This is a genomic window from Kitasatospora sp. NPDC040550, assembly GCF_055594965.1.
In genome coordinates this window covers 23,063-48,698 of the sequence record NZ_JBVIWC010000005.1, presented here as the reverse complement: position 1 = coordinate 48,698, position 25,636 = coordinate 23,063, and the positions used below count along the sequence as shown (strand labels likewise).

23 protein-coding genes and 1 riboswitch are annotated in these 25,636 nt (G+C 74.1%); of the genes, 12 read left to right on the top strand and 11 right to left on the bottom strand.

Annotated elements, in window-relative coordinates; translation table 11 throughout:
• Nucleotides 1-217: 217 nt before the first annotated feature.
• Genes ACZ58X_RS09835 through ACZ58X_RS09825 form a run of 3 tightly spaced genes read right to left on the bottom strand, consistent with a single transcriptional unit; the run spans nucleotide 218 to nucleotide 3,872 of the window.
• Nucleotides 218-868 (bottom strand): bifunctional 4-hydroxy-2-oxoglutarate aldolase/2-dehydro-3-deoxy-phosphogluconate aldolase, encoded by a 651-nt coding sequence (locus tag ACZ58X_RS09835; RefSeq protein WP_470333143.1) that lies wholly within the window; start codon nucleotides 866-868, stop codon nucleotides 218-220.
• A complete protein-coding gene (locus ACZ58X_RS09830; protein ID WP_470333142.1) occupies nucleotides 865-2,553 on the bottom strand; it encodes an N-acyl-D-amino-acid deacylase family protein in 1,689 nt (562 codons plus the stop codon). Before ACZ58X_RS09830 ends, ACZ58X_RS09835 begins: the two co-directional genes overlap by 4 nt.
• On the bottom strand, nucleotides 2,553-3,872 hold the full coding sequence (locus ACZ58X_RS09825; protein ID WP_470333141.1) for a type III PLP-dependent enzyme domain-containing protein: 1,320 nt from the start codon (nucleotides 3,870-3,872) through the stop codon (nucleotides 2,553-2,555). Before ACZ58X_RS09825 ends, ACZ58X_RS09830 begins: the two co-directional genes overlap by 1 nt.
• A 225-nt stretch (nucleotides 3,873-4,097) precedes the next feature.
• Between ACZ58X_RS09825 and ACZ58X_RS09820 the strand changes: the two genes are divergently transcribed.
• From ACZ58X_RS09820 to ACZ58X_RS09805, 4 genes are all read left to right on the top strand, one after another.
• Nucleotides 4,098-5,249: a sugar kinase gene (locus ACZ58X_RS09820; protein WP_470333140.1), complete on the top strand. Its 1,152-nt coding sequence runs from the start codon at nucleotides 4,098-4,100 to the stop codon at nucleotides 5,247-5,249.
• A 37-nt stretch (nucleotides 5,250-5,286) separates the two neighbouring features.
• Complete coding sequence (locus tag ACZ58X_RS09815) at nucleotides 5,287-6,036, top strand: IclR family transcriptional regulator (RefSeq protein ID WP_470333139.1); 750 nt, start codon at nucleotides 5,287-5,289, stop codon at nucleotides 6,034-6,036.
• Between the two features lie 46 nt (nucleotides 6,037-6,082).
• On the top strand, nucleotides 6,083-6,493 hold the full coding sequence (locus ACZ58X_RS09810; RefSeq protein ID WP_360242373.1) for a RidA family protein: 411 nt from the start codon (nucleotides 6,083-6,085) through the stop codon (nucleotides 6,491-6,493).
• A gap of 161 nt (nucleotides 6,494-6,654) precedes the next feature.
• A complete protein-coding gene (locus ACZ58X_RS09805) occupies nucleotides 6,655-7,380 on the top strand; it encodes a DUF2470 domain-containing protein (RefSeq protein WP_470333138.1) in 726 nt (241 codons plus the stop codon).
• A gap of 55 nt (nucleotides 7,381-7,435) precedes the next feature.
• Here the strand turns inward: ACZ58X_RS09805 and ACZ58X_RS09800 are convergent, their stop codons facing one another.
• Together ACZ58X_RS09800 and ACZ58X_RS09795 are read right to left on the bottom strand one after the other, a co-directional pair.
• Complete coding sequence (locus tag ACZ58X_RS09800; RefSeq protein ID WP_470333137.1) at nucleotides 7,436-8,998, bottom strand: APC family permease; 1,563 nt, start codon at nucleotides 8,996-8,998, stop codon at nucleotides 7,436-7,438.
• Nucleotides 8,999-9,354: 356 nt separating this feature from the next.
• Nucleotides 9,355-10,311 carry a M23 family metallopeptidase gene (locus ACZ58X_RS09795; RefSeq protein ID WP_470333136.1) on the bottom strand — a complete coding sequence of 319 codons (957 nt, stop codon included), beginning with the start codon at nucleotides 10,309-10,311 and terminating at the stop codon, nucleotides 9,355-9,357.
• A 2-nt stretch (nucleotides 10,312-10,313) separates the two neighbouring features.
• Nucleotides 10,314-10,496, bottom strand: a riboswitch (cyclic di-AMP (ydaO/yuaA leader).
• A 312-nt stretch (nucleotides 10,497-10,808) separates the two neighbouring features.
• Between ACZ58X_RS09795 and ACZ58X_RS09790 the strand changes: the two genes are divergently transcribed.
• Nucleotides 10,809-12,350 carry an MFS transporter gene (locus ACZ58X_RS09790; protein ID WP_470333135.1) on the top strand — a complete coding sequence of 514 codons (1,542 nt, stop codon included), beginning with the start codon at nucleotides 10,809-10,811 and terminating at the stop codon, nucleotides 12,348-12,350.
• A 7-nt stretch (nucleotides 12,351-12,357) separates the two neighbouring features.
• Here ACZ58X_RS09790 and purB read toward each other — a convergent pair whose 3' ends face one another.
• Nucleotides 12,358-13,788, bottom strand: a complete 1,431-nt coding sequence (gene purB / locus ACZ58X_RS09785) for an adenylosuccinate lyase (protein WP_470333134.1) — start codon at nucleotides 13,786-13,788, stop codon at nucleotides 12,358-12,360.
• 118 nt (nucleotides 13,789-13,906) lie between these two features.
• Here purB and ACZ58X_RS09780 point away from each other — a divergent pair, with 118 nt between their 5' ends.
• Complete coding sequence (locus ACZ58X_RS09780) at nucleotides 13,907-14,164, top strand: hypothetical protein (protein WP_470333133.1); 258 nt, start codon at nucleotides 13,907-13,909, stop codon at nucleotides 14,162-14,164.
• 36 nt (nucleotides 14,165-14,200) lie between these two features.
• Here ACZ58X_RS09780 and ACZ58X_RS09775 read toward each other — a convergent pair whose 3' ends face one another.
• From ACZ58X_RS09775 to ACZ58X_RS09765, 3 genes are all read right to left on the bottom strand, one after another.
• Nucleotides 14,201-14,659, bottom strand: a complete 459-nt coding sequence (locus ACZ58X_RS09775; protein WP_470333132.1) for a MarR family winged helix-turn-helix transcriptional regulator — start codon at nucleotides 14,657-14,659, stop codon at nucleotides 14,201-14,203.
• 180 nt (nucleotides 14,660-14,839) lie between these two features.
• Nucleotides 14,840-15,256 carry a DUF3037 domain-containing protein gene (locus ACZ58X_RS09770; RefSeq protein WP_470333131.1) on the bottom strand — a complete coding sequence of 139 codons (417 nt, stop codon included), beginning with the start codon at nucleotides 15,254-15,256 and terminating at the stop codon, nucleotides 14,840-14,842.
• Nucleotides 15,253-16,008: a HipA family kinase gene (locus ACZ58X_RS09765; protein WP_470333130.1), complete on the bottom strand. Its 756-nt coding sequence runs from the start codon at nucleotides 16,006-16,008 to the stop codon at nucleotides 15,253-15,255. Before ACZ58X_RS09765 ends, ACZ58X_RS09770 begins: the two co-directional genes overlap by 4 nt.
• 229 nt (nucleotides 16,009-16,237) lie before the next feature.
• Here ACZ58X_RS09765 and ACZ58X_RS09760 point away from each other — a divergent pair, with 229 nt between their 5' ends.
• Complete coding sequence (locus tag ACZ58X_RS09760) at nucleotides 16,238-17,596, top strand: NAD(P)/FAD-dependent oxidoreductase (RefSeq protein ID WP_470333129.1); 1,359 nt, start codon at nucleotides 16,238-16,240, stop codon at nucleotides 17,594-17,596.
• 135 nt (nucleotides 17,597-17,731) lie between these two features.
• Here the strand turns inward: ACZ58X_RS09760 and ACZ58X_RS09755 are convergent, their stop codons facing one another.
• On the bottom strand, nucleotides 17,732-18,934 hold the full coding sequence (locus tag ACZ58X_RS09755; protein ID WP_470333128.1) for a GDSL-type esterase/lipase family protein: 1,203 nt from the start codon (nucleotides 18,932-18,934) through the stop codon (nucleotides 17,732-17,734).
• A 156-nt stretch (nucleotides 18,935-19,090) separates the two neighbouring features.
• On the bottom strand, nucleotides 19,091-20,428 hold the full coding sequence (locus tag ACZ58X_RS09750; RefSeq protein ID WP_470333127.1) for an aminotransferase class I/II-fold pyridoxal phosphate-dependent enzyme: 1,338 nt from the start codon (nucleotides 20,426-20,428) through the stop codon (nucleotides 19,091-19,093).
• Between the two features lie 34 nt (nucleotides 20,429-20,462).
• Between ACZ58X_RS09750 and ACZ58X_RS09745 the strand changes: the two genes are divergently transcribed.
• From ACZ58X_RS09745 to ACZ58X_RS09725, 5 genes are all read left to right on the top strand, one after another.
• Nucleotides 20,463-21,155 (top strand): pyridoxamine 5'-phosphate oxidase family protein, encoded by a 693-nt coding sequence (locus tag ACZ58X_RS09745; protein ID WP_470333126.1) that lies wholly within the window; start codon nucleotides 20,463-20,465, stop codon nucleotides 21,153-21,155.
• A gap of 13 nt (nucleotides 21,156-21,168) precedes the next feature.
• Complete coding sequence (locus ACZ58X_RS09740; RefSeq protein ID WP_470333125.1) at nucleotides 21,169-21,864, top strand: FMN-binding negative transcriptional regulator; 696 nt, start codon at nucleotides 21,169-21,171, stop codon at nucleotides 21,862-21,864.
• Nucleotides 21,865-22,055: 191 nt separating this feature from the next.
• Nucleotides 22,056-23,390, top strand: a complete 1,335-nt coding sequence (locus tag ACZ58X_RS09735) for a sugar porter family MFS transporter (protein WP_470333387.1) — start codon at nucleotides 22,056-22,058, stop codon at nucleotides 23,388-23,390.
• A 74-nt stretch (nucleotides 23,391-23,464) separates the two neighbouring features.
• The gene (locus ACZ58X_RS09730; RefSeq protein ID WP_470333124.1) at nucleotides 23,465-24,166 is read left to right on the top strand and encodes a dienelactone hydrolase family protein; all 702 of its coding nucleotides are present in this window, start codon (nucleotides 23,465-23,467) and stop codon (nucleotides 24,164-24,166) included.
• 117 nt (nucleotides 24,167-24,283) lie between these two features.
• Nucleotides 24,284-25,558 (top strand): MFS transporter, encoded by a 1,275-nt coding sequence (locus ACZ58X_RS09725; protein ID WP_470333123.1) that lies wholly within the window; start codon nucleotides 24,284-24,286, stop codon nucleotides 25,556-25,558.
• Nucleotides 25,559-25,636: the final 78 nt, after the last annotated feature.

Genomic DNA, 25,636 nt, shown 5'->3' with positions numbered 1-25,636 from the left:
GGGCGGGTCCTCCTGTCGGGTCCGGGGGCCGCCCGGGCCGGGGGCCGAGGGGCCCGGGGTGAGCCGGGTGCCACCGATTCTCGTCCGATCCCGTCCGTCCCGACAGCCCGCCGCGCACCTTCACCTAACCGACGCCGGAGCGACGGCGGGCGATTGCGGGCGATTGCGGGTCGACCCGGCGCGAACCCGCTCCGCGAACCCCGCTCCGTGGGAGCCGCTACGCCCCCGCCGAGCAGGCCCGGGTGAACGCCCGGGCCCGCCTGGTGATCTCGGCCCAGTCCCCCGCCTCCACCGCCGCCGGGGGCACCACGTCCGTCCCCGCGCACACCGCGAGCGCCCCCTGCGCCAGGAACTCGGCCGCGTTGCCCGCGTTCACCCCGCCCGAGGCCACCAACGGCACGTCGGGGTACGGGCCGCGCAGGTCCTTGAAGTAGCCGGGGCCGAACGACCGGGCCGGGAAGATCTTGACGGCGGCCGCCCCCAGGTCGACCGCCCGGGCCACCTCGGTCGGGGTCAGCGCCCCCAGCACCACCGGCACCCCGCGCGCCCGCCCGGCCTCGGCGACCTCGGGCCGGCAGCCGGGGGTGACCAGGAAGGAGGCCCCGGCGTCGATCCCCCGCCCGGCCTGCTCGGCGGTCAGCACCGTGCCGACCCCGACCTTCCACCCGGCCGCCGAGGCGCGCTCCAGGTGGTCCGTCACCTCCGGTGTGGTGTAGGTGAATTCGGTGAAGTTGATGCCGCCCTCGGCGAGTGCGGCGCACAGCGCGGCGGCGTCCGGGATCCGGGGTGCGCGGACCACCGCGATCACCGGATCGTTCCGCAGCTCGGAGAGTGCGTTCGTGCGGTTCACAGCATTCGTGGCGTTCATCGGGCCAGCGTTCCTCGATCGGTGCGGCGCAGGGCGCGCCCGGGCCGGGCGCCGGTGGTGCGACCCTGCCGGACGACGGCGGTGCCGTTGACGTACACGTCCTCGATCCCCTCGGCGGGCAGCCGGGGTTGCTCGAAGGTGGCGGTGTCCCGGACCCGTTCCGGGTCCAGCAGCACCAGGTCGGCGTGGTACCCGGGGGCGATCCGGCCGCGCCGGTCCAGCCCCAGCCGGGCGGCGGGCCGGCCGGTCATCCGGGTGATCGCCTGCTCCAGGGTGAGCACGCCCAACTCCCTTCCGTAGTGGCCGAGGTAGCGCGGGAAGGTGCCCCAGGCGCGCGGGTGCGGCCGGGCCCCGACGAGCAGGCCGTCACTGCCCACGGTGTGGGCGGGGTGGCGCATCACCGCCCGGACGTTCTCCTCGTGCCCGACGTGCTGGAGGACGGTGGTGGCCAACTCGTCGCGGCGCAGCAGGTCGAGGAAGACCTCCGTCCCGCCGGTCCCGCGCTCGGCGGCCAGGTCGGCGACCGTCCGGCCGACCGTCGGCGCGAGGTCGGCCGAGCGGACACCGGAGATCTGGACGGTCGCCCAGTCGGCGACCACGCCGTGGCAGCCGTCGCTGCCGGTCCGCTCCATCGTGTACCGGATCCGCTCGCACGCGGCCGGGTCGGCGAGCCGCGCCAGGGTGGCGCCGGGGCCGCCTTCGGTGGCCCAACTCGGCAGCAGGGCGGCCAGGGTGGTGGATCCGGGCAGGTAGGGGTAGCTGTCCAGGGTGAGGTCGACGCCGTCCGCGAGCGCCCGGTCGACCAGTTCCAGGAACTCGCCGGCCCGGCCCCGGTTGACGCCGAAGTTCATCGTGGCGTGGGTCAGGTGCAGCGCGCAGCCGGACCGCCGGGCGATCTCCACCATCTCCGCGTAGCCCTCCAACGCACCCTTGCCGTAGGAGCGTTGGTGCGGCGCGTGGAAGCCGCCGTAGGCCGCGACCACGGTGCACAGTGCGACCAGCTCGGCGGTGTCCGCGTACAGACCGGGGGTGTAGCTGAGGCCGCTGGACATGCCGACCGCCCCGTCCAGCAGGCCCTGCGCCAACACCTGCCGCATCCGGTCGAGTTCGGCCGGGGTGGGCGGGCGGTTGTCCCAGCCCATGGCGAGCATCCGCAGCGAGCCGTGCGGGACCAGGTAGCAGGCGTTGACGGCGACCCGGGTGCGGTCGATCCGGTCCAGGTACCCGCCGACGTCGCGCCAGTCCCAGTCGAGGCCCGTCGGATCGCCGTTCCAGCCGGCCAGTTGGCGGCGCAGCGCGGGCAGGGTGGTGTCGTCCACCGGGGCGTAGGACAGGCCGTCCTGGCCGAGCACCTCGCAGGTGACGCCCTGGGTGACCTTGGCCGGGTGCTCGGGTTCGACCAGCAGGGCGAGGTCGGAGTGGGCGTGCATGTCGATGAAGCCGGGGGCGAGCACCAGGCCGTCGGCGTCCACCGCGGTGCCTCCGCCGAGGGCCGCGCCGATCTCGGTGATCACTCCGTCGGCGATCCGCACGTCCGCCCGGTAGCGGTCGGCGCCCGTCCCGTCGACGACCGTGGCCCCCTTGAAGACCGTAGCCCCCTCGGAGCCGGTCGCCCGCTCGGAGCCGGTAACCCCCTCGGAGCCGGTCGCCCCGCCGAGGACGGTCGCTCTCTCCCCCGTCGTCATCAGAAGAACGTCCTGACCAGCCCGGTGACCTTCGGCTCGGCCGCGTCCGCGGAGTCCAGCACCGGGATCGCGGTCCACTTGTCGAAGGCCGTGCACGGGTGGGAGACGCCGAGCCGCAGCACCGCGCCGACCGGTGCGAGGTCGCCCGCGTCGCGGAGGAAGGCGTGCTGGTCGTTGAGCGCGGTGATCCGGGCCGCCGTGCCGTTCAACGCCGCTCCGCCGCGCACCAGTTGCGGCTCGGGCAGGCCCTCGTCGAAGGGCAGGTCGCGCTTACCCGCGTCCAACAGCGCGAGTTGCGGCTCGGGTCGGGAGGCGACCCGGGCCCAGCCGTGCAGCGCACCGCGGAACGGGGTCGGTCCGCCGCCCCGGGCGAGCGGGGAGATGCCCCGGTAGAACCCGTCGTCGTGGGCGATGTACGCGCCCGAGCGGAGCACCACCAGTGCCTCCGGCAGGGCGGCCAACTCCTCGACCACCAGGTCGAAGTAGGCGCTGCCGCCGGCCGACACCACCGGTGGCGCGCCGTCCGGGTAGGCCCCGGCGAGCCGGCCGTGCAGCTCGCCGAGCGCTTTCAGGTAGCCGCGGACGGCGGCCAGTCCCTCGGCGGTGGCGTCGTGCGCCAGGGCACCCTCGTAGCCACCGACACCGGCCAGCCGCAGGGTGGGGGCGCGCAGCACGGCGGCGGCGACCTCGACGGCGGCGTCCACCCCGCGCACACCGGTCCGCCCGCCCGGGCCGCCGAGTTCGACCAGCACCTCGACCGGCCGCTCGGCCCCGGCGGCGCGCAGCGCCTCGTCCATCAGCCGTACGCCCTGGGTGGAGTCGGTCCAGCAGAGGAAGCCGAAGCCCGGGTCGGCGGTCAGTTCGGCGGCGAGCCAGGCGAGTCCGGCCGGGTCGAGCAGGGTGTTGGCGAGCAGGATCCGCTGCACGCCGAAGGCCCGGGCGACCCGCACCTGGGGCAGGTTGGCGAGGGTGATCCCGTGGCTGCCGGCCGCGAGTTGGGCCTGCCAGAGCTCGGGCGCCATGGTGGTCTTGCCGTGCGGGGCGAGCGCGACGCCCGCCGCGGCACACCAGTCGGCCATGGTGCGGACGTTGTGGTCGAGCGCGGCGCCGTCGAGGGTGAGCAGCGGGGTGGCGAGGGAGGAGAGGGTCGGTCCGATGGCGAGCCAGTCGCGGGTGGTGCGACCCCAGCTCTCCGGCGGGGCGGCCTTGAACCGCCAGTCGAGGGTCTCGTCGGCCAGTGCCGCGACCGCCCCCTCGGCGATGCCGGGCCCGTCCGCGCCGCTCGCGAAGGTGCCCCTGCTCGCGAAGGTCTGCTCCACCGTCGTCCTCCATCCGCCATGTTGCAACATGTGCAACGAGGGTTGCACATGCTGGCAACACGGTTCTAGCATCGGCGCCGGATCACGGTCAACGGAGTCGGACCCCACCGTCAGAGGTCGACACGCCGCCGCCGCAGACGAGGAGCCCAGCAGATGCCGCCACAGGACCACCCGGGGCCCGACCGCCCCGGCCCTCCCCCGACGGCCGTGTGTGTGGGCGAGTCGATGGCCGTGCTCCTGCCCGACCGCCCCGGCCCGCTGGAGTCCGTGGACACCTTCCGGCTGTCCGTCGGCGGCGCCGAGTCCAACGTGGCCGGGGCGCTGGCCGCGCTCGGCGTGCCGACCGCCTGGATCAGCCGGGTCGGCGACGACGGCTTCGGCCGCCGTCTGCTCGCCGAGGTCGCCGCCCGCGGCGTGGACGTCTCCGGCGTCACCGTCGACCCGCACCGCCCGACCGGCCTCTACCTCAAGGAGGTCGGCGGCACCACCGGCCACCGGCACGACCTCGGCCCCGGCCGCAGCCGGCTGCACTACCACCGGCGCGGCTCCGCGGCCGCCGCCCTCTCCCCCGCGCTGCTCACCGACCCGGCCGCCGCCGACCTGCTGGCCGGCGCCCGCCTGCTGCACCTGTCCGGCATCACCGCCGCGCTCTCGGACGACTGCCTCGCCCTGCTGCGCGCCCTGCTCGCGGACCGCCGCCCGGGGCGGCTGGTCAGCTTCGACCTCAACTGGCGCCCCGCACTCTGGCGGGACCGCGACCCGGCCGTGCTGCCACCGCTACTGGACGCCGCCGACCTGCTGCTACTCGGCGCCGACGAGGCCGAGGCCGCCTTCGGCACCGACGAGCCCGCCGCGCTGCGCCGCCGCTTCCCCTCACCCGCCACCGTGGTGGTCAAGGACGCCGCCCGGCTGGTCACCGCCCTGGAGCGGGACGGCACGGCCGTCGCCGAACCGGCCCTGGCCGTCGAGGTGGTGGAGGCGACCGGCGCGGGCGACGCCTTCGCGGCCGGCTACCTGGCCGGCACCCTCCACGCCCTGGACCAGCGCCGCCGGCTGCGGCTGGGCCACGTGAGCGCGGCCTGCGCGCTGACCGCGCACGGCGACCAGGCCGAGCTGCCGCCCGCCCCGGTGCTGACCGCCCTGCTCGACGCCTCCCCCGCCGACTGGGCCGCCACCCGGGTCAGTGCCGAGAGCATCGACTCCCCGGCCCTGCCCGCCGCCCGCCGTTGGCTGCGGACCGGGGCAGAGCCGCCGGTGCGGACACCGGCCCAGGCGGCCCAAGCGGCGGACCAAGCGGCCCAAGCGGACCAAGCAGCCGCCCAGGCGACGGCCCAGGCGACGGCCGGAGCGCGCGCCGACCGGGCCCGGGCACAATGAGCACCGACCCCCGCCACCCGACCGGAGCACGAGCCCGATGAGTCAGACCGTCACCCGCGCCCTGCGCATCCTCGCCGAACTCGGCGAGGGCGAACGCTCCCTGGACCAGTTGGCCGAGGTCCTCGGCGTGCACAAGACCACCGTGCTCCGACTGCTCCAGAGCCTGGAGGAGGAACGGTTCGTCTACCGCGACGCGGCCTACCGCTACCACCTCGGCGCCGGCCTGTTCGCCCTGTCCGGCCTGGCCCTGGAGCAGCGCGGCGTCCGCCGGATCGCCGCCCCGCACCTCGCCGAGCTGAACTCCGCCACCGGCCAGACCGTGCACCTGGCGGCCTACGAGGGCGGTGAGGTGGTCTACATCGACAAGTTCGACTCCCGACACCCGGTCAGGATGTACTCCCGGATCGGCCTGCGCGCCGCCCTGCACAGCGCCGCCGTCTCCAAGATCCTGCTGGCCGACCTCCCGCTGCCCGAGCGCCGCCGGGTGGTGGCCGGGATCGACTTCACCCCGCACACCGAACGCACCCTCACCACGCCCGAGGCGCTGCTCGCCGAGCTGGAGAAGGTCGCCGCCCAGGGCTGGGCGCAGGACCACGCCGAGCACGAGGCCTTCATCAACTGCGTCGCCGCCCCGATCCGGGACGCCAGCGGCCGGGTGGTCGCCGCCGCCTCCATCTCCGTCCCGGACGTCGTGCTCCCGTACGAGCAGGTGCTGGACCTGCTCCCGCAGCTGCTCGCGACCGCCCGGTCCGTGTCGGCCGACTGCGGCCGCCCCGACCAGAACTGACGAACCGTCACCGCACCGCCATCAACCGCAAGGAGCCCAGACCCCGATGTCCTCCGACAAGATCGAGATCCGCACCGACGGCGCCCCGGCCCCCGCCTGGATGTTCTCCCAGGGCGTCCGCAAGGGCCCGATCCTCCAGGTCTCCGGTCAGGGCCCGCAGGATCCGGCGACCGGCGAGTACCTCCACCACGGCGACGTGAAGGCGCAGACCCGCCGCACCCTGGAGAACGTCAAGGCGATCGTCGAGGCCGGCGGCGCCACCATCGAGGACGTGGTGATGTTCCGCGTCTACCTCACCAAGCGCGCCGACTTCCCGCTGATGAACGAGGTCTACGCCGAGTTCATCGAGGAGAACGTCAAGCCCGGCGGGGTGAAGCCCTGCCGCACCACGATCTTCGTCGAACTGCCGCAGGAGCCGATGCTGGTGGAGATCGACGCCCAGGCCGTCATCGCCTGACCCGCCGCCACGACGCCCCGAGGGCCCGGACGCCACCACGCGTCCGGGCCCTCGCCGCAGCTCCGCACCCCGCTGCACGCCTCGACGTCGCCGCGCGCCCACTTGCCACACCCCCAGGGGGACATTAGGTTAGGCTCACCTAACTACCAGGAGGTCCGTCCATGAGCATCACCGCCGGTGACGCCGAGGTGCCCGAGCCCACCACCGCCGAACGGGTCCGCAGCCTGCTCAGCGCGACCTCCTCGCTCACCGTCCGCGCCCTCGGCGAGCACCACGACCTGGACACCCCGGTCTCCGTCCACGGCTCCCGGCTGCGCCTGCGCGCCCCGCTGGACGCCCCGCTCGTCGCGGCCCTCGCCACCGCCACCGCCACCGACGGCCTGGCCGTCGTACTCGACGTCACCGACGTCTCCCCCGTGGCGGTCCGCGACCGCATCCGCGCCCGGCTCACCCTGGCCGGCCGGCTGCACCTGGCCCACCTCGCCGACGACGGCCTCAGCGTCCACCTGCGGGTCGACGTCGCCCACGCCGTCCTCGCCACCCCGTACGGCACCGGCGCGCTCACCGCCGCCGACCTCGCCCTCGCCGCCCCCGACCCGCTGGCCCGGCACGAGGCCGCCCTGCTCACCCACCTGGCCGACGACCACGCCGACGCCCTCGACCTGCTCACCCGGCTGCTCGACCCGGCACTGCTCACCCACGGCCCGGACGTCCGCCCGCTCGCCCTGGACCGCCACGGCCTGGTGCTGCGCCTGGACCACTCGCACGGCCACCGCGACGTCCGCCTGGTCTTCCCCGAACCCGCCCGCGACACCGAGGACTTCGGCCACCGGATGCACGACCTGCTGACCGCCGCCGAACACGGCCTCCCGGCCCGCCACCCCTGACCGCTGCCGCTGCCGCCAGGCGGCCGGTCAGCCGACCAGTCGGCCGACCGGCCGGTCACCGCTCCACCGCCTCCTCCAGCACGATCCGCCCGATCCGCGCGTACAGTTCCGGCCGCCGCCGGCGCAGCACCAGGGCCGTCCCGATCCCGCCCAGGAACACCCCGATCACCAGGTACGGCAACAGCTCGTACAGCACGGTGCCCGTCGCCGCCCCGGCCGCCGCACCCCGGTTGACCACCAGCAGCGCCACCACCGCCCCCATCGCCACCCCGCCGACCAGCGGCGCGACCAGCGTCCGGCACCAGTGCGCGGTCTCCGGGTGCCGGCCCTGCACGTGGAAGTACCCGACCACCGCGAAGGAGCAGAGCGTCTGCACGACCAGGATCGCCATCGTCCCCAACAGCGCCAGCAGCGTGTACAGATGGACGTACGGGTCCATCCCCGCCGCCAGGAACGCCAGCACCAGCCCGGCCGCGATCCCGGACTGCACGACCGAGGCCACGTGCGGCGAGCCGTGCCGCGGGTGGGTCCGCCCGAGCGCCGGGTGCAGCAGTCCCTCTCGCCCGATCGCGTACAAGTACCGTGCGGCGCACTGGTGGAAGGCCGTCGCGCAGGCGAACGAGCCGGTGACGACCAGCCATTGGAAGACCGTCACCGCCCAGCCGCCCAGGTGCGCCCCCAACGGGTCGAAGAACAGGCTGTTGCCGTCCTTGCCGGGCACCGCGCCGCCCGCCACCGCGATCGCGTGCCCGACTCCGTTGCCGGACACGATCATCCAGGACACGAAGACGTAGAACAGCCCGATCCCGACCACCGACAGCAGGGTCGCCCGCGGCACCACCCGCTTCGGGTCGCGGGACTCCTCCCCGTACATCGCGGTCGACTCGAAGCCGACCCAGGAACAGAACGCGAAGTACAGCCCCAGCCCGGCCCCGGCCATCCCCGAACTCCCCACCCCGCGCAGCGCGTTCAGCGGATTCACCGCCTCGCCGGCGAGGCCGTCCGGTCCGCCGCCGGAGACCAGGACGGCCAGCGAGAGCGCAGCCAGCACCCCGACCTCCAGGACCAGCGCCACCCCGAGCACCCTGGCCGTCAGGTGCAGGTCGAACCAGGCCGTCACCCCGATCACCGCCACCACGGCCAGCGCGTACCAGCCCCAGCCGAGGTCCAGGCCCAGCTGCGAACGGACCAGTCCGCGCAGCGAGTACGCGAAGAAGCCGATGACCGAGGCCTCGAAGACGACGTACGCCAGCACCGCGAGCAGCCCCGCGGCCATCCCGACCACCCGGCCCAGCCCGTGCGAGACGTACCCGTAGAACGCCCCGGCGGCCGTGAGGTGCCGGGCCATCGCCACGTACCCGACCGAGAACACCGTGAGCACCACGGTGACCAGGACGTACGCGGCGGGCGCGCCGACCCCGTTGCCCTGCCCGACGATGATCGGCAGGTTCCCCGTCATCGCGGTGATCGGGGCGGCGGAGGCGACCGCCATGAACACCACGCCCACCAGGCCGACCGAGTCCGGCTTCAACCGGTCGACCCCATCCGCACCGGCCCGCTCACCGGCCCCACCCGCACCGGCCCGCTCCCCGACCTCTTCCCCGCTCCGCACGGCCATCCGGCCTCCCTCGTCCACCCGGGCGCACCCGCCCGCCGGACCGGCCGGGCACTGACTGCCCGCCAGGATCGGCACATCGCGGTCGGCCCGCAAACGACGGTGACCGGCTTTCCCGGCAGCCGTGTTGACGTCGCGTTCGACGGCTCGAACGCGGCCGGGCGGGAGAACGGCAGCGGCCGGCCCGGCCGTACGAGAGGTGTCCCGTACGGCCGGGCCGGCCTTGGGCGTGTCCCGCGCCCAGGTCCACCGGTGCGGCGATCACCCGGTCGAGCGGTCACCCGACATGACCATCCCGGGCGGTCGATTCGCCCCGCACCAGCGGTGGTTCACACGTTCCTGCGGAAGGCCCCGGAGGGTCAGAGCGCGACGCCGTGCGCCCGCAGGTAGGCGACCGGGTCGATGTCCGAGCCGTACTCCGGACCGGTACGGATCTCGAAGTGCAGGTGCGGGCCGGTCACGTTGCCGGTCGCACCGGAGAGGCCGAGCTGCTGGCCGGCGGTGACGGTCTGACCGACGCTCACGCCGATCGAGGACAGGTGCGCGTACTGGGCGTACTTGCCGTCGGCGAGCTTGATCTCGACCTCGTTGCCGTAGGCGCCGTCGTTGCCGGCCTTCACCACGACACCGTTGGCGACGGCGCGCAGCGGGGTGCCGGTGGAGGCGACGAAGTCCTGGCCGGTGTGGTGGCCGGAGGCCCACATCGAGCCGGCCACGCCGTAGGCCTCACCCAGCACGGGGTTGGCGAGCGGGGCGACGTAGCCGGAGGTGGCGGCGACCGGGGCGGCGGTCACGGCCGGGGCCGGGGCGGCGGTCTGAACCTGGGTCTGCACCTGGGCGCCGGGCTTGGCGGCCTCGGTCCGGACCTGCACCTGGGTGTCCGCGGCGGCGGAGGTGTCCTTGGCGGCCGGAGCGGCCGGCTTGGCCGGGGCTGCCGGAGCGGCGGGCTTCGCCGGGGCGGCGGCGTGACCGGCGAGGGCCAGCTGCTGGCCGGGGAAGATCAGGTTCGGGTCGGCGCCGACCACCGAGCGGTTCTGCTCGTACAGCGCGTGCCAGCCGCCCTCGACGTGCTTGACGTCGGCGATCTTCGAGAGGGTGTCACCGCTGACGACGCGGTAGCTCTGCTGGGCGGCCGGGGCGGCAGCCGGAGCGGCGGCCTGGGGAGCGGCAGGAGCGGTGGTGGCCGCCGGGGCGGTGTGCGCCTGGGCGCTCATCGCGGTCACGAGCGGCAGGACGAACGAGGCGCCGGTGACGGCGGTGGCGATGCCGATGCGGGCGGCACGGGGCAGGGCGATACGACGAGCCTGTGCAGGCATGGAATTTTCCTCTCCGACGCCTGCGAGGTGAGCTGTCGGGTTCGGGCTGGAGTTGCCCGGCCGCATGCGCGGCTTCACCCCAAGCCGGCCCTGGTGGTCCACGCCCGAAAAGGCGCGAACTCCGGTCCGGCGACTTACCTGTGGGTCCCCCGCTCCTGCCGTACAGAGTTCGGTGCGAGCCACCGGGCAGCGGCAGGACTCGGCGTTCCACCCGGTGGATCCGTCCGGACTGGCCGGGCGGTCGCTGAACTAAAACTCATCCGTTCGGGTGAAGCAATGTCGATCTCTTGAATCGGCAACAACCCCCGCCGCCCCGTCACCCTCCGAATGATCCCTTGTACGGTCAGTGCACGATCCATTCACCCGGCGCCACTGATCCACCACCCTGCGCCGCCGACACCACCCCCGTGCGACCGTCCGTTCACGCACCGCCACCGACCGACACACCACCCGGTGACCCTTGTCACGTACGCCCCGGCGGGCGCAGGATTCGGCCCGTGGCCACCTCTCAAGCCGGCACTCTGCGCCTGGGCACCGCGCAGGGCCGCTGGGTACTCCTCGCGACCGTGCTCGGCTCCAGCATGGCGATGCTCGACGGCACCGTCGTCAACGTCGCCCTGCCCCGGATCGGCACCGACCTCGGCGCCTCCCTCGCCTCCCTGCAATGGACCCTGAACGCCTATCTGCTCACCCTGGCCGGCCTGATCCTGCTCGGCGGCGCCCTCGGCGACCGCTACGGACGGCGCCGGGTCTTCCTGATCGGCGTGGTCTGGTTCGCCGTCGCCTCCGCCGCCTGCGCCGCGGCCCCGACCATCCACGTGCTGATCGCCGCCCGCGCCGTCCAGGGCATCGGCGGGGCGCTGCTCACCCCGGGCTCGCTCGCCATGCTCCAGGCGGTCTTCCACCCGGACGACCGCTCGGCGGCGGTCGGCCTCTGGTCCGGCCTGGGCGGGGTGTCGGCCGCCGTCGGCCCCTTCCTGGGCGGCTGGCTGGTGGACGGCCCCGGCTGGCGCTGGATCTTCCTGCTGAACCTGCCACTGGCCGCCGCCGTGATCGCGGTGACCTCCCGTTACGTCCCGGAGAGCCGGGACGAGTCCGCCACCGGCCGCTTCGACGTGCCCGGCGCCCTGCTCGCCGCCCTCGCGCTCGGCGCCGTCACCTACGCGCTCACCGCCGCCGGGGAGGGGCTGTCCCCCGCCGTCTGGGTCACCGGTGCGATCGGCCTGCTGCTGGCCGCCGCCTTCGTGGCCGTCGAACGGCGCGCGCCCGACCCGATGCTGCCGCTCGGACTGTTCTCCTCCCGGCTGTTCACCGCCGTGAACCTGGTCACCCTCTGCGTCTACGCGGCGTTCAGCGGGGTGTTCTTCCTGCTGGTGGTGCAGCTGCAGATCGTCTCGGGCTTCTCCCCGCTGGTCTCCGGCTTCGCCCTGGTGCCGATCACGGTGCTGATGCTGACCCTGTCCGCGCGCGCCGGGCGGCTCGGCAAGCGGATCGGGCCGCGCGTGCCGCTCACCGTGGGCCCGCTGCTGTGCGCCGCCGGGGTGCTGCTGATGCTGCGCACCGGCCCCGGATCCTCCTACTGGGCGGACGTGCTGCCCGCGGTCGCGGTGATGGGCTCCGGGATGACGCTGCTGGTCGCACCCCTCACCGCCACCGTGCTGGCCGCCGTCGAGGTGCGGCACGCGGGCATCGCCAGCGGCGTCAACAACGCCGCCGCCCGCGCGGCCGGCCTGCTCGCGGTGGCCGCCCTGCCGGCCCTGGCCGGACTGAGCGGCGACGCCTACCGGGTGCCGTCCGCGGTGGACTCCGCCTTCCACACCGCGATGCTGATCTGCGCGGGCCTGCTGGCCGCCGGCGGGCTGATCGCCTTCGCCACCGTCCGGGGCAACGTGCTGGCACCGGAGGAGGAGCACCCGGTGGCCGAGCCGAACTGCGACTGGCCCTGCGCCACCACCACCCCGCCGCTCGACCCGGGCCGCCCCCGGGCGCACGAGGGCCCCGCCACCGGAACGGCGGCAGGGCCCTCGCCGGAAAACTGACGTTACGTCAGAGGATGTCGCCCGGGGCGTACTTGGCCGCCTCCGGGTAGGCCGCCGCGACGGCCTCCACCTGACGGACGACCTCGGCGACCTGCGCCCCGGCCGCACCGGTGAAGGACAGCCGGTCGGCGAGCAGCGCGTCCAGCGCGGCCCGGTCCAGCGGGATCCGCTCGTCGGCGGCGAGGCGGTCCAGCAGCTCGTTCTCCCGGGCGCCGGCGCGCATGGCCAGCGCCGAGGCGACGGCGTGCTCCTTGATCACCTCGTGGCCGGTCTCCCGGCCGACGCCCGCGCGCACCGCGCCCATCAGCACCTTGGTGGTGGCCAGGAACGGCAGGTAGCGGTCCAGCTCGGCCTCGATCACGGCCGGGAAGGCGCCGAACTCGTCCAGGACGGTGAGGAAGGTCTCCAGCAGGCCGTCGAAGGCGAAGAAGGCGTCCGGCAGCGCGACCCGGCGCACCACGGAGCAGGAGACGTCGCCCTCGTTCCACTGGTCGCCGGCCAGCTCGCCGGTCATCGACGCGTAGCCGCGCAGGATGACGGCCAGGCCGTTGACGCGCTCGCAGGAGCGGGTGTTCATCTTGTGCGGCATCGCGGAGGAGCCGACCTGGCCCTCCTTGAAGCCCTCCGTCACCAGCTCGTGGCCGGCCATCAGGCGGATGGTCTTGGCCAGGCTGGACGGCGCGGCGGCCAGCTGGACGAGGGCGGTGAGCACCTCGAAGTCCAGCGAGCGCGGGTAGACCTGACCGACGCTGGTCAGCACGTGGTCGAAGCCGAGGTGGCCGGCGACCCGGCGCTCCAGCTCGGCGAGCTTCTCGGTGTCGCCGCCGAGCAGGTCCAGCATGTCCTGGGCGGTGCCGACCGGGCCCTTGATCCCGCGCAGCGGGTAGCGGGCGATCAGCTCCTCCAGGCGGCGGAAGGCGACCAGCAGCTCGTCGGTGATCGACGCGAAGCGCTTGCCCAGGGTGGTGGCCTGCGCGGCCACGTTGTGCGAGCGGCCGGCCATGACCAGCTCGGAGTGCTGGGCGGACAGCTTGGCCAGGCGGACCAGGACGGCGACCGTGCGGTCCCGGACGTGTTCCAGGGACTGGCGGATCTGGAGCTGCTCGACGTTCTCGGTCAGGTCCCGGGACGTCATGCCCTTGTGGATCTGCTCGTGGCCGGCGAGCTCGCTGAACTCCTCGATCCGGGCCTTCACGTCGTGGCGGGTGACCCGCTCACGGGCGGCGATCGAGCCGAGGTCGACCTGGTCGACCACCCGCTCGTAGTCGGCGACGGCATTCGCGGGCACCTCGACACCGAGGTCCTGCTGGGCCTTCAGGACGGCGAGCCACAGGTGGCGCTCGAGGACCACCTTGTGCTCGGGGGACCACAGCTGGGCCAGGGTCGCCGAGGCGTACCGGGAGGCCAGGACATTGGGGATCTGGGGCTTCGCGCTCACGCTTCGCAAGCCTAACAGCCGAGGTCACGCCGAACGTCGGCGGATGGGGCAGGCCGGGCCGATTGAGCGCCCATCAGATCGAGAACTGGAAACTTCTCGCCGCCAGGTTACCACACTGATGAACGGAACACCGGCACCGACCGGAGCCCCCGACCCCGCCCTCACCCAGGCCCCGCGCAGCGAACGAGCCCCCTTCGACCGGCTCCGCGCCCACCTGGACACGGCCCGGGAGCACGCCCGCCGCACCCGCGACCACGCCCACGACGACGCCGAACTGCCCGCGCGGGACCTCTACGTCGCGCTGTCCCGCGCCACCCGCACGCTCACCCTGCCGCACCACCGGCCGTTGCCGCCGGTACTCGCCGACGGGCTCTGACCCGCCCCGCCGGTCGGGCGGGCCCGCTGGCCGCTCCTACTGCGGCGCGCCGCCCGTCCGGCCGGCCAGCACCGGCAGGACCTGCCCGCAGATCGAGTGCAGGGCGATCCGCTGCTCGTCGGTCATCGCCTCGAAGGCCTGGTGGGTGCGGGCCATCTCGCCGCGGATCCGGTTGAGGATCTCCCGGCCCTCGGCCGTGATCACCACGATCTTCACCCGGCGGTCACCGGCGGCCGCCTCCCGGTTGGCCAGGCCCAGCGTCTCCAGCCGGTCCACGATCCCGGTCACGTTCGACGCGTCGCAGCCCAGTCGCCCGGCCAGCGCGCGCATCGGCACCGGCTCCTGCACCGAGCCCAGCGCCTTGGCCTGGGAGGAGGACAGCCCGTGCCGGGCCGCAGCCGCCGCGAAGTCCTGGAAGTACGCGGCACCGACGGCGGCCAACGCCTCCATCAGCTCGGCGTTGGTCGGTACGGTCGTCGTCGAGATCGAACCCATGGGGCCAGCGTACGGCCGAGTGCTTCACTAACTCAAGCTTTGACCACGGCAACCGTCGGCGAGCCGCCTCACAGTACCCCCGTTCGGCCCAGAAGGGGCAGGAGGCGCAGGAGGAACGGGAGGCGCGGGACGGGCACGAGGGGCGGGACGGGCACGAGGGGCAGGGCCGGAGCGGCGGGCTCAGAGCACCAGCTGGTCGAACAGCCGCCGCAGCTCGGCGTCCGGGTCCGCGGTCAGCCCGGTGTGCACCGGCCCCGGCTGGACGACGGCGCTGCGCGGCGCCGTCAGCCAGCGGAACCGCTGCCCGGGGCTGTCCGAGGCCGCCGGGCCGGCCTGCGGCCCGCCCTGGCAGACCGCCTCGATCCCCTGCAAGGCCCGGCGCACCCCCTGCACGTCCGCGACCGGGTCCAGCGCCAGCAGTCGGGCCTGGTCCAGATGGGTCCGCGCACCCAGGTGGGCACTCTGCCGGCAGTACAGCAGCACCCCGACGTTCACGCACTCGCCCCGCTCGACCCGCGGCACCGCCCTGATCACGGCGTACTCGTAGTCGTGCAGCTCCACGACGGCCGGCAGCGCGGCCGGCAGCGGCTCGGTCATGCGGACACCTCCGGCAGCCAGTCCCGCGGACCGGCCAGTCGCTCGGTCAGCTGGGCGCGGTACGCGGCGCGCACGTCCTCGGGCGAGTCGAAACCGAACTCGTCCACCAGCCACACCTCGGGAATCTGCGCCACCGCCGCCTCGACGGCCTCCGCCGCGAGCGGCGCGAGCGCCTTGTCCGCCGCCGCCAGATCCGGCCGGGCGCGCAGCAGCGCATGGTCGGAGGCGTCGTACGGGCGGCGCACCCAGCCCGCGGCACCGGCCCAGTTGTGGTGGAAGATCAGGCTCGCGCCGTGGTCGATCAGCCGCAGCCCACCGGTCGCCACCAGCAGGTTCGGGTTGCGCCAGGACCGGTCCACGTTGCCGATCAGCGCGTCGAACCAGAGCACCTGCCCGGCCAGTTCGGGGTCCACCTCGAAGCAGAGCGGGTCGAAGTTCAGCGCCCCGCTGACGAAGGCCATCCCGAGGTTGGTCCCGCCACTGGCCCGCATCTGGTCCTGGACCTGGTGGTCCGGCTCGCTGCGCGCGAGCACCGGATCCAGGTCGACGGTCACCAGCTCCGGCACCGGCAGCCCCAGCCGCCGCCCCAGCTCGCCGGCCAGCACCTCCGCGACCAGCGCCTTCCGGCCCTGCGCGGCGCCGACCCATTTCAGCGCGTACAGCCGCCGGTCGTCGGCCTCGACCAGGCCCGGCATCGAGCCGCCTTCTCGCAGTGGCGTCACGTACCGGATCGCCGTCACCTCGGGGAGCACGCCCGACAGCTTATCGGTGCCCCGCCCACCCCCGTACGCACCGGCCCGCGCCTGCGCAGCCCGCCCCGCTCCCCCGACCTGAACCCCGCTCACACGTTCCGCCCCGCACCCCATCCCTCCCTCCTCCCCCCTCCGCCCCACCCCGGTGGCAGCCCCCGCTGCTCCGTGCGAGTGTGGCGGACAGTAATGGGGGCCTTCCGGTACGACCTGTACGGCAAAGGGATGAGCGATGGAACGACCTCGGATCCTGATCGTGGGCGGCGGCTTCGCAGGCCTGGAGTGCGCCCGCCGCCTCGAACGCAAGCTCTCGCCGTCGGAGGCCGAGATCACGCTGGTCACGCCGTTCAGCTACCAGCTCTACCTCCCCCTCCTCCCCCATGTCGCGGCCGGCGTCCTCACCCCCCAGTCCGTGGCGGTCTCCCTGCGCCGGAGCCTGCGCCGCACCCACATCGTCCCCGGCGGCGCCATCGGCGTGGACCCGGCCTCCCGGGTGTGCGTGGTCCGCAAGATCACCGACGAGGTGGTCGCGCAGAAGTACGACGCCCTGGTGCTCGCCCCCGGCAGCGTCACCCGCACCTTCGACATCCCCGGCCTGACCGACTACGCCCGCGGCATGAAGACGCTCGCCGAGGCGGCCTACGTCCGCGACCACGTGATCGCCCAACTCGACCTCGCCTCGGCCACCCTGGACCAGCGCGAGCGCGAGTCCCGGCTGCAGTTCGTGGTGGTCGGCGGCGGCTACGCGGGCACCGAGACGGCCGCCTGCCTGCAACGCCTCACCACCGCCGCCGCCCGCCGCTACCCGCGCCTGGACGCCCGCCAGATCAAGTGGCACCTGATCGACATCGCCCCCAAGCTGATGCCCGAACTGGGCGACGCCCTCGGCACGGCGGCCCTGGAGGTGCTGCGCGACCGCGGCATCGAGGTGTCGCTGGGCGTCTCGGTGGCCGAGGTCGGCGCCGAGACGGTCAAGTTCACCGACGGCCGGGTGATCCCCTGCCGCACCCTGATCTGGACGGCCGGCGTGGCCGCGAGCCCGCTGATCGGCACCCTGGACGCGGAGACGGTCCGCGGCCGCCTCGCGGTGACGGCGGAGATGCGGGTGCCGCAGTTCGAGGGCGTGTTCGCGCTCGGCGACGCGGCCGCCGTCCCCGACCTGGCCAAGGGCGACGGCGCGGTCTGCCCGCCGACCGCCCAGCACTCGGCCCGCCAGGGCCGCGCGGTGGCCGACAACGTGATCGCCTCGCTGCGCAGCCAGCCGCTGGAGCCGTACTACCACAAGGACCTCGGCCTGGTGGTCGACCTCGGCGGCAAGGACGCGGTGTCCAAGCCGATGGGCGTCGAACTACGCGGTGTGCCCGCCCAGTTGGTGGCCCGCGGTTACCACCTGATGGCGATGCGCACCAATGCGGCGAAGTTCCGGGTGGGCGCGAACTGGCTGCTCAACGCGACCGCCGGGGACGACTTCGTCCGCACCGGCTTCCTGGCCCGCCAGCCCGCCCGACTGCAGGACTTCGAGTACACCGACGCCTATCTGACGAAGGATCAGGTCCGCGCCCACGCCCAGTCCCTGCTCGCCAAGGGCTGAGCCGAGCGGCGACCGGAGCAGCGCACCGAGCGCCGACCGGAGCAGCGCACCGAGCGCCGGTCCGAGCCCCCAGCCGGGCACCGCACCGCCGCCCCCCGCCCAACACTCCGGGCGGGGGGCGGCGGCGCGCCCGCCTCACTCCGCCGTCAGGTACATCCCGCTCGCGTCCCGCCCGGCCGTGTTGTTGCACGCGTAGTTGCCGGTCGGCCGGGTCCACAGCTGCCCCAGACACGCGCCCAGCGCCTGCTGCCCGTAGTAGTTCGGGTGCATCGACTCCTGGAGCGCGCCCTGGGTGGTGTTGAGGCCGCCGTCCAGGAAGCGCGCCCACTCGCTGGTGGTCGCGGACGGGCCGGAGCCCGCGCTCGGCTGCTGCGCGGAGGTGGAGCACACCTCACGGCCCTGGAGCATGTTGGAGAGATCCAGGAACTGCGCCCCCTTGGCGGCCGCGACCCCGGCCAGCGCCTTGGAGATCTGCGGCACCATCGAGTCGCGCGCCCAGTCGGCGTCCCCGTCCCAGAACGGGCAGCCGCCGGTGTCGGACCGGCTCCAGCCGCTCTCCGGGTAGCGCATCTCGGCGCTGCGCGGAATCGGCGAGGGGTACGACTGGAGCACCAGCCGGTAGTCGGAGCGCGCGTAGCCCGCGTTGGTCATGACGGCCCGGATCTCGTCGATCGCCTTGCCCACCCCGGCCATCGCGGTGGGCATCTTGGAGTCGATCTGGGACTGCGCCGAGCTGTGGCAGTAGGAGTACCAGATCAGGTAGTCCTGCACGCAGTTGGAGATGATCCCGGAGAAGCCGAGGTCGTTGCCGCCGATCGACAGCGTGATCAGCTTGACGTTGTTCTGGGCCGCCACGGTGGCGAGTTGGTCGGCCTGCGGGGCCTCGCCCTTGAGGGACTGTCCGCCGTTGGCGGCGCGGAAGACGTTGCCGGTGACGGCGCCCGAGCAGGCCAGGTTGATCTGCTTCTGGGCGACGCCCTGGGCGCCGAGCACCTCGGCGACGTCGGAGCGGTCGCAGCCGCTGGCCGCCGTCGCGCCGTAGACCAGCGAGGGGTCGTACGAACTGCCGTTCCAGGCGCGGTCGGTGCCGGTCCGGTTCGCGCTGGAGTCGGCCGAGTTGCCCTTCCAGCGGCCGGCTTCGCCGGAGATGTAGCTGTCGCCGAGCGTGACGCTCGCGGTCGGTCCGCCGGGGGCGGCGGCCGGCGCGGCCGGGGCCGCCGAGGCGGGCGCGGCGAGGGCCAGCCCCGCCAGGGTCAGCGGCAGGGCGGCGGCTGCGGTGAGCAGCCGACGGCCGAGTCCAGGGGTGCTGCTGGTGCTGCTCGAACTGTTTTCGGGCACGGCGGAACTCCTGCGGCTCGGTCTCCCCGCGAGATGGGGACGGGAAGACGCGTACGTGAGGGAAGGCCGCCGGCCGGTGGCGCACGAAAGATGGCATGGCCGCGCCGGTCACCGCTAGGTACGTGCAGCAGGTTTCCCGCTTTGTTACCGACGGGTTCAGACCAGCCGGGTGTCGGCGCCGCCCGTTCCCAGAACCGCTGCCAGATCGTTGGCCAGGTCTCTTGCGCCCGCCCGGTCGAGTCCCGCGACGGTGAACCGCAGCCCGGGCGGCGACTGGATCCGGTACCGCGCCCCGGGCGCCGCGACCCAGCCGCGCTGCACCAGGGCCGCCAGCGCCGAGGTCTCGTCCGGCACCGGCACCCAGACGTTCAGCCCGCTCTCCCCGTGCGCCTCGATGCCGCGCGCCGCCAGCTCCGCCAGCAGCGCGTCCCGCCGCTCCCGGTAGGCGGCGGCCACGCTCGCGGCCGGCGCCGCGTCGGCGCGCCACAGCTCGGCGACGGTGCGCTGCAGCAGGTGGCTGACCCAGCCCGCGCCGAGCCGCAGCCGCCCGGCGACCCGTCCGACCGTCTCCTCGTCGCCGACCATCACCGACACCCGCAGGTCCGGCCCGTACGCCTTGGCCGCCGAGCGCACCACCGCCCAGTGCCGCGGCCCGGCGCCGACCAGCGGCCGGTAGGGCTGGTCGACCATGCCGTGCCCGTGGTCGTCCTCGATCAGCAGCACCCCGGGGTGCTCGGCCAGGACGGCCCGCAGCGCCGCGGCCCGGGTCTCGCCGAGCGCCGCACCGGTCGGGTTCTGCGCCCGACTGGTCACCACCACCGCGCGGGCCCCGTCGGCCAGCGCCGCGGCCAGCGAGTCCGGCAGCGGCCCCTCGTCGTCCAGCCGTACCGGCAGGGGGCGCAGCCCCATCGCGGGCAGCAGGTCGAGCAGGCTGCCCCAGCCCGGGTCCTCGACCGCCACCGCGTCGCCGGGGCGCAGCCAGGCGCCGAGGGTGCGCTCGATGGTGTCCAGCGCGCCGGAGGCGACGGCGATCGGGCCGCCGGGCAGTCCGTCGGCCTCGAAGGAACTGCGGGCGAGTTCGAGCAGCCCGGGGTCGATCCGCGACTGCCCGTACAGCACGGGCTCGGCGCGGGCGGCCGCGGCGGCGGCCGCGAGGGCGGGGGCGAGGTCGGGCAGCAGTGCCGGGTCGGGGTTGCCGGTGGAGAGGTCGCGGGCGCGTTCGGGCACCGGGATGCGGATCTGGTCGCGGGTGGTGAGCGCGGGTCGGGGCAGGATCCGGCTGCCCTTGCGGCCGGCGGTCTCGATCACGCCGCGGTCGCGCAGCAGCCGGTAGGCGGCGGCCACGGTGTTGGGGTTGACGCCGAGTTCGACGGCGAGGTCACGCAGCGGGGGGAGCGGGGTTCCGGGCGCGAGCTGTCCGCTGCTCACGCCCTGTTCGATGTGGGCCGCGATTTCGCTGGCGCGTCGCCCTTTCAGCGGATAGTCTCCTAGCACAAACCAGATTATGCACTAGTACATAGGGATTGTCATGTCGACCACGCCGGCGAACTCCAGGGGCACCGAGGACACCGAGGGCACCGACTACGCCCGGACCCCCCGCACCACCCCCACCCGCTACAAGGACCGCGCCACCTGGGAACGCGAGGCGATCCACGCCATCCTCGACGAGGCCTACCTCTGCCACCTCGGCTTCGTCGTCGACGGCGCCCCGGTCGTCCTGCCCACGGTCTTCGCCCGGGTCGGCAGCCGGCTCTACGTCCACGGCTCCACCGGCAGCCGCCCGCTGCGCGGCGCCGCCGACGGGCAGGGCCTCCAGGTCTGCGTCACGGTCACCCACGTCGACGCCCTGGTGCTGACCAAGTCCGCGTTCAACCACTCGGTGAACTTCCGCTCGGTGGTCGCCCACGGCACCGCGTACCAGGTCACCGACCCCGAGGAACTGGACGTCGCGCTGGCCGCGCTGGTCGACCAGGTCGTCCCCGGCCGCTCCGGCGAGATCCGCCCGGCCAACCCCAAGGAGCTCGCCGCCACCGCGGTGATCCGGCTGGAGCTGGACGAGGTCTCGGCGAAGACCCGCTCGGACGGCGCCGAGGACGACCCGGCCGACGCCGACCTGCCGCACTGGTCCGGCATCGTCCCGGTCAGCACCGCCTACGGCGCCCCCGAACCACACGACCCGAACATCCCGCTGCCCGCGCACATGCGCCGCTACCCCCGCTGAGGACGGCCGTCCGATGCTGATCAGATCCTGGGACCGCGGCGACGAGGAGGAGTGGCGCGCCTGGCTGGCCGAAGGCCGCGACTTCGGCCTGCTCGCCGCCAACGGCGGCCCCGACGAGGGCCCGGTGCTCGCCCCCACCCACTTCCTGCTGGACGAGGAGCACGGCGAGATCCTGCTCCACCTCGCCACGCCCAACCCGCTGCTGGCCGCCGTCCGCGCCGACCCGAACGTCACCCTGGCGGTCACCGACGGCTACGCCTTCGCCCCCGGCCACTGGCGCGGCGAGCCCGGCACGCCCACCAGCTACTACGCCTCGGTGCACTTCCACTGCACCGCCGAGGTGGTGGAGTCCGCCGAGGGCAAGGCGGAGATCCTCAACCGCCAGCTGGCGCACTTCCAGCCGGAGACCCCCGAGGTCCGGGTGGTCCCCGGCCGGACGGACTTCGGTCGGCTGCTGCCCGGTCTGCGCGGACTCCGCCTGACGGTCCGCGAGGTGCGCGCCAAGTTCAAGTACGACGACAAGAAGCCGGCCGCCGAGCAGCACGCGATCGCCGGTCGCCTGGCCGCCCGCGCGGACGCCCCCGCGCTCCGCCGCGACCAGGACGCCGCCGCCCGCGCCCAGTTGCTGCGGCGCCACGAACGGCGCCAGGAGCGGCGCCACCAGGGGCGCGAGGAGCGGCGCACGGCCACCGCGCGCGCCGCCGACTGACCCCGTTTCACCCGATCGGTCCCCAACTCAGGCGGGGCGGGCGCCGCGCTGCTCGAATGTGAGACGAGTCCTGCCCAGCCGTCGGGGCGGGCCCGTCCACCCGGGGAGCGCGCGTGTCCACAGTCCACCACCAGCGGGCCTCCGGCGAGGCCCACCTCGGGCACGTGATCTTCATCTCGGCGGCCGCCGCGATGGGCGGCTTCCTGTTCGGCTACGACAGCGCCGTGATCAACGGCGCCGTGACGGGCATCCAGAAGCACTTCGCGGTGGGCCACGGCACCACCGCCTTCGTGGTGGCCATCGCGCTGCTCGGCTCGGCCGCCGGCGCGGTGGTCGCCGGCCGGCTGGCCGACCACTTCGGCCGGGTGCGCACCATGCTGCTGGCCGCCGTGCTGTTCGCGGCCAGCGGCATCGGCTCGATGTTCCCGCCGAACATCGAGGCCCTCGCCGGCTGGCGCGTGGTCGGCGGCGTCGCGATCGGCATCGCCTCGGTGATCGCGCCGACCTACATCGCCGAGGTCGCGCCGACCGCCTACCGCGGCCGGCTCGCCTCCTTCCAGCAGATGGCGATCGTGCTCGGCATCACCGTCTCGCAGCTCGCCAACTACGCGCTCAACCAGGCCGCCGGCGGCGAGTCCACCGGCCACCTCGGCGGCATCCAGGCCTGGCAGTGGATGCTCGGCGTCGAGACCATCCCGGCCCTGGTGTACGGGCTGATGGCGCTCTCCATCCCGGAGTCGCCGCGCTTCCTGATCGCCGACCACCGGGAGGAGCAGGCCCGCAAGGTGCTGGTCGAGGTCGAGGGCGAGGACGTCGACCTCGACGCCCGGGTGGCCGAGATCCGCGCGGTGCTGGAATCCGCCCACAAGCCCCGGCTCAAGGACCTGCTCGGCGGCCGCTTCGGCCTGCTGCCGATCGTCTGGATCGGCATCGGCGCCTCGGTGTTCCAGCAGTTCGTCGGCATCAACGTGATCTTCTACTACTCGTCCTTCCTCTGGCAGTCGGTGGGCATCAACGAGTCCAACTCGCTGCTGATCAGCCTCTCCACCTCGATCGTCAACGTGATCGGCACGGTGATCGCGATGGCCCTGGTGGACCGGATCGGCCGCAAGCCGCTCGCCCTGGCCGGCTCGATCGGCATGGCGGCCGCGCTGGGCACCGCCGCCTGGGCGTTCTCCTACCGGCACGGCACCGGCGACACCGCGACCCTGGACAACACCCACGCCACCGTCGCCCTGATCGCCGCCCACGTGTTCGTGCTCTGCTTCGCCTTCTCCTGGGGCGTGGTGGTCTGGGTGCTGCTCGGCGAGATGTTCCCCAACCGGATCCGGGCGCTGGCCCTGTCGGTCGCGGCCTCGGCCCAGTGGATCGCCAACTGGGCGATCACGGTCAGCTTCCCGGACCTCGCCGACTGGAACCTCTCCGCGACGTACGTCATCTACGCGGCCTTCGCGCTGCTCTCGATCCCGTTCGTGGCCTTCTGCATCAAGGAGACCAAGGGCCGTGCCCTGGAGGAGATGGGCTGACCGACTGCGCCCTCCCGCTCCCCCGCCGCGCCCGGCCCGACCCATCGGACGGCCCGACCCACCGAGAGGAAGCCATGCCTGACCAGGGCGGCCCCCGGCAGAACGTCAGCTTCCCGAGCAACGGCCGCACCGCGCACGGGTACCTGGCCCGCCCTCCGCAGGGCGTCGGACCGGGCCTGGTGGTGGTGCAGGAGTGGTGGGGGCTCACCTCGCACGTCGCGGACATGGCCGACCGCTTCGCCGCCGAGGGCTTCACCGTGCTGGCCCCCGACCTCTTCGGCGGCGCCACCACCCACGACCGCGTCGAGGCGGCCCGGCTCAAGCGTGAACTCCCGGTCGAGCGGGCCGTCGAGGACCTCGGCGGCGCCGTCGGCCACCTGCTCGCGCTGGACGGCGTGGTCGGCGACGCGGTCGGCGCGGTCGGCTTCTGCATGGGCGGCGGCTTCGCCTTGATGCTGGCGGCCCGGGCCGGCGACGCGGTGGCCGCCGTGGTCCCCTTCTACGGCCTCCCGGCGGACCCTGACTTCGACTACCGCGGCCTCACCGCCCACGTCCTCGGCCACTTCGGCGAACTCGACGGCTCGATCCCGATGGCCGCCGTGGACGAGGCGGCGATCCGGATCGGCGAGGCCACCGACGTCCGCCCCGAGATCCACTTCTACCCGGCCGGGCACGCCTTCATGAACGACGAGAACCCGCTGGGCACCTACGACGCCCTCCAGTCCCGGATCGCCTGGCGCCGCACCCTCACCTTCCTCTGGGGCCACCTGGGCTGACGCCCCGCCCACCGGCCACCGACGCCCCGCTGCCGGCCGCCGCCGACGGACCGCCCCCACCGGTTCGGGTGCGAAATCCGGGTGACACCGGTACGAACTCCGACCATAGTCACCCGGGTGCCGACCCCACTCCCCCGCCGCCTCACCTGGGCGAGCCGCAACTTCCGGATCCAGACCGCCGCCACCGTGATCAGTGGCCTCGGCAACGCCGGCGCCCCCATCGCCACCGCCTTCGCCGTCCTCGGCAACGGCGGCGGCGCCACCGAGGTGGGCTACGTCACCGCCGCGCGGCTGCTGCCCACCGTGCTGTTCCTGCTGGTCGGCGGCACCCTCGCCGACCGGCTCCCGCGCCACCACGTGATGGTCGCCGCCAACCTGTTCAGCGGCGTCTCCCAGGCCGTCCTGGCCGCCCTGGTACTGGCCGGGAACGTCCAGCTGTGGCAGTTGCTGGTGCTCTCGGCCGCCGGCGGCGCCGGCTACGCCCTCTACTCCCCCGCGGCCGGCGGCATGATCATGCAGGCCGTCCCCCAGGAGCACGCCGCCCGCGCCTTCGCGGTCTTCCGGATGGGCCTGAACGCCTCCCAGATCGGCGGCGCCGCCCTCGGCGGGGCGCTCACCGCCGCCGTCGGCCCCGGCTGGGTGCTGGCCCTGGACGCCCTCTGCTTCCTGATCGCCGCCTCCCTGCGCTTCTTCCTGGAACCCGAGTCCGCGCCCGCCCCCTCCGGCGGCGGCATGCTGCGCGACCTGCGCGAGGGCTGGCGGGAGTTCGCCTCCCGCCGCTGGCTGTGGGTGATCGTGCTGCAGTTCGCCGTGGTGGTGGCCTGCATCAACACCGTCGAGTCGGTGTACGGGCCGACGGTGGCCGACGAACGCCTGGGCGGCGCGGGCGCCTGGGGCGCGGCGATGTCCGCGTACGGCGTCGGCCTGGTCGTCACCGGCCTGCTGATGGCCCGTTGGCGCCCCCGCCGGATCCTGCTGGTCGGCAACTGGGGCGTGTTCCTGTTCGGCGCCCCGGCCCTCGCGCTGGCCGCCGCCGCCCCGCTGCCGCTGCTGATCGCCGCGATGTTCCTGTCCGGGGTCGGCGTCACGGTCTTCGGCGTCAACTGGATGGTCGTGCTCCAGCAGGAGATCCCGGAGGAGATGTTCTCCCGGGTCTCCGCGTACGACGAGCTCGGCTCCTACTCGCTGGCCCCGGTCGGCACCGCGCTGGCCGGCCCGGCCGCGGCCGCGCTCGGCCTGTCCGGCGCGCTGTGGGCCTGCGCCGCGCTGTGCCTGCTGCTGAGCGCCGTCGTCCTGATCGACCCGCAGATCCGCCGGCTCTCCCGCCGCGACCCGCGCGGAAGCACCCCGGACGCACCGGTGCCCGCCGGAGAACCCGCGCCCGCGCCGTGAGCGCCCTGTGCGCCCCGCGTGCGCCCGCCGGAAAGCAACCATCGGGGCCGACGGTTCGTCCGACCGGGTAGGAAGATC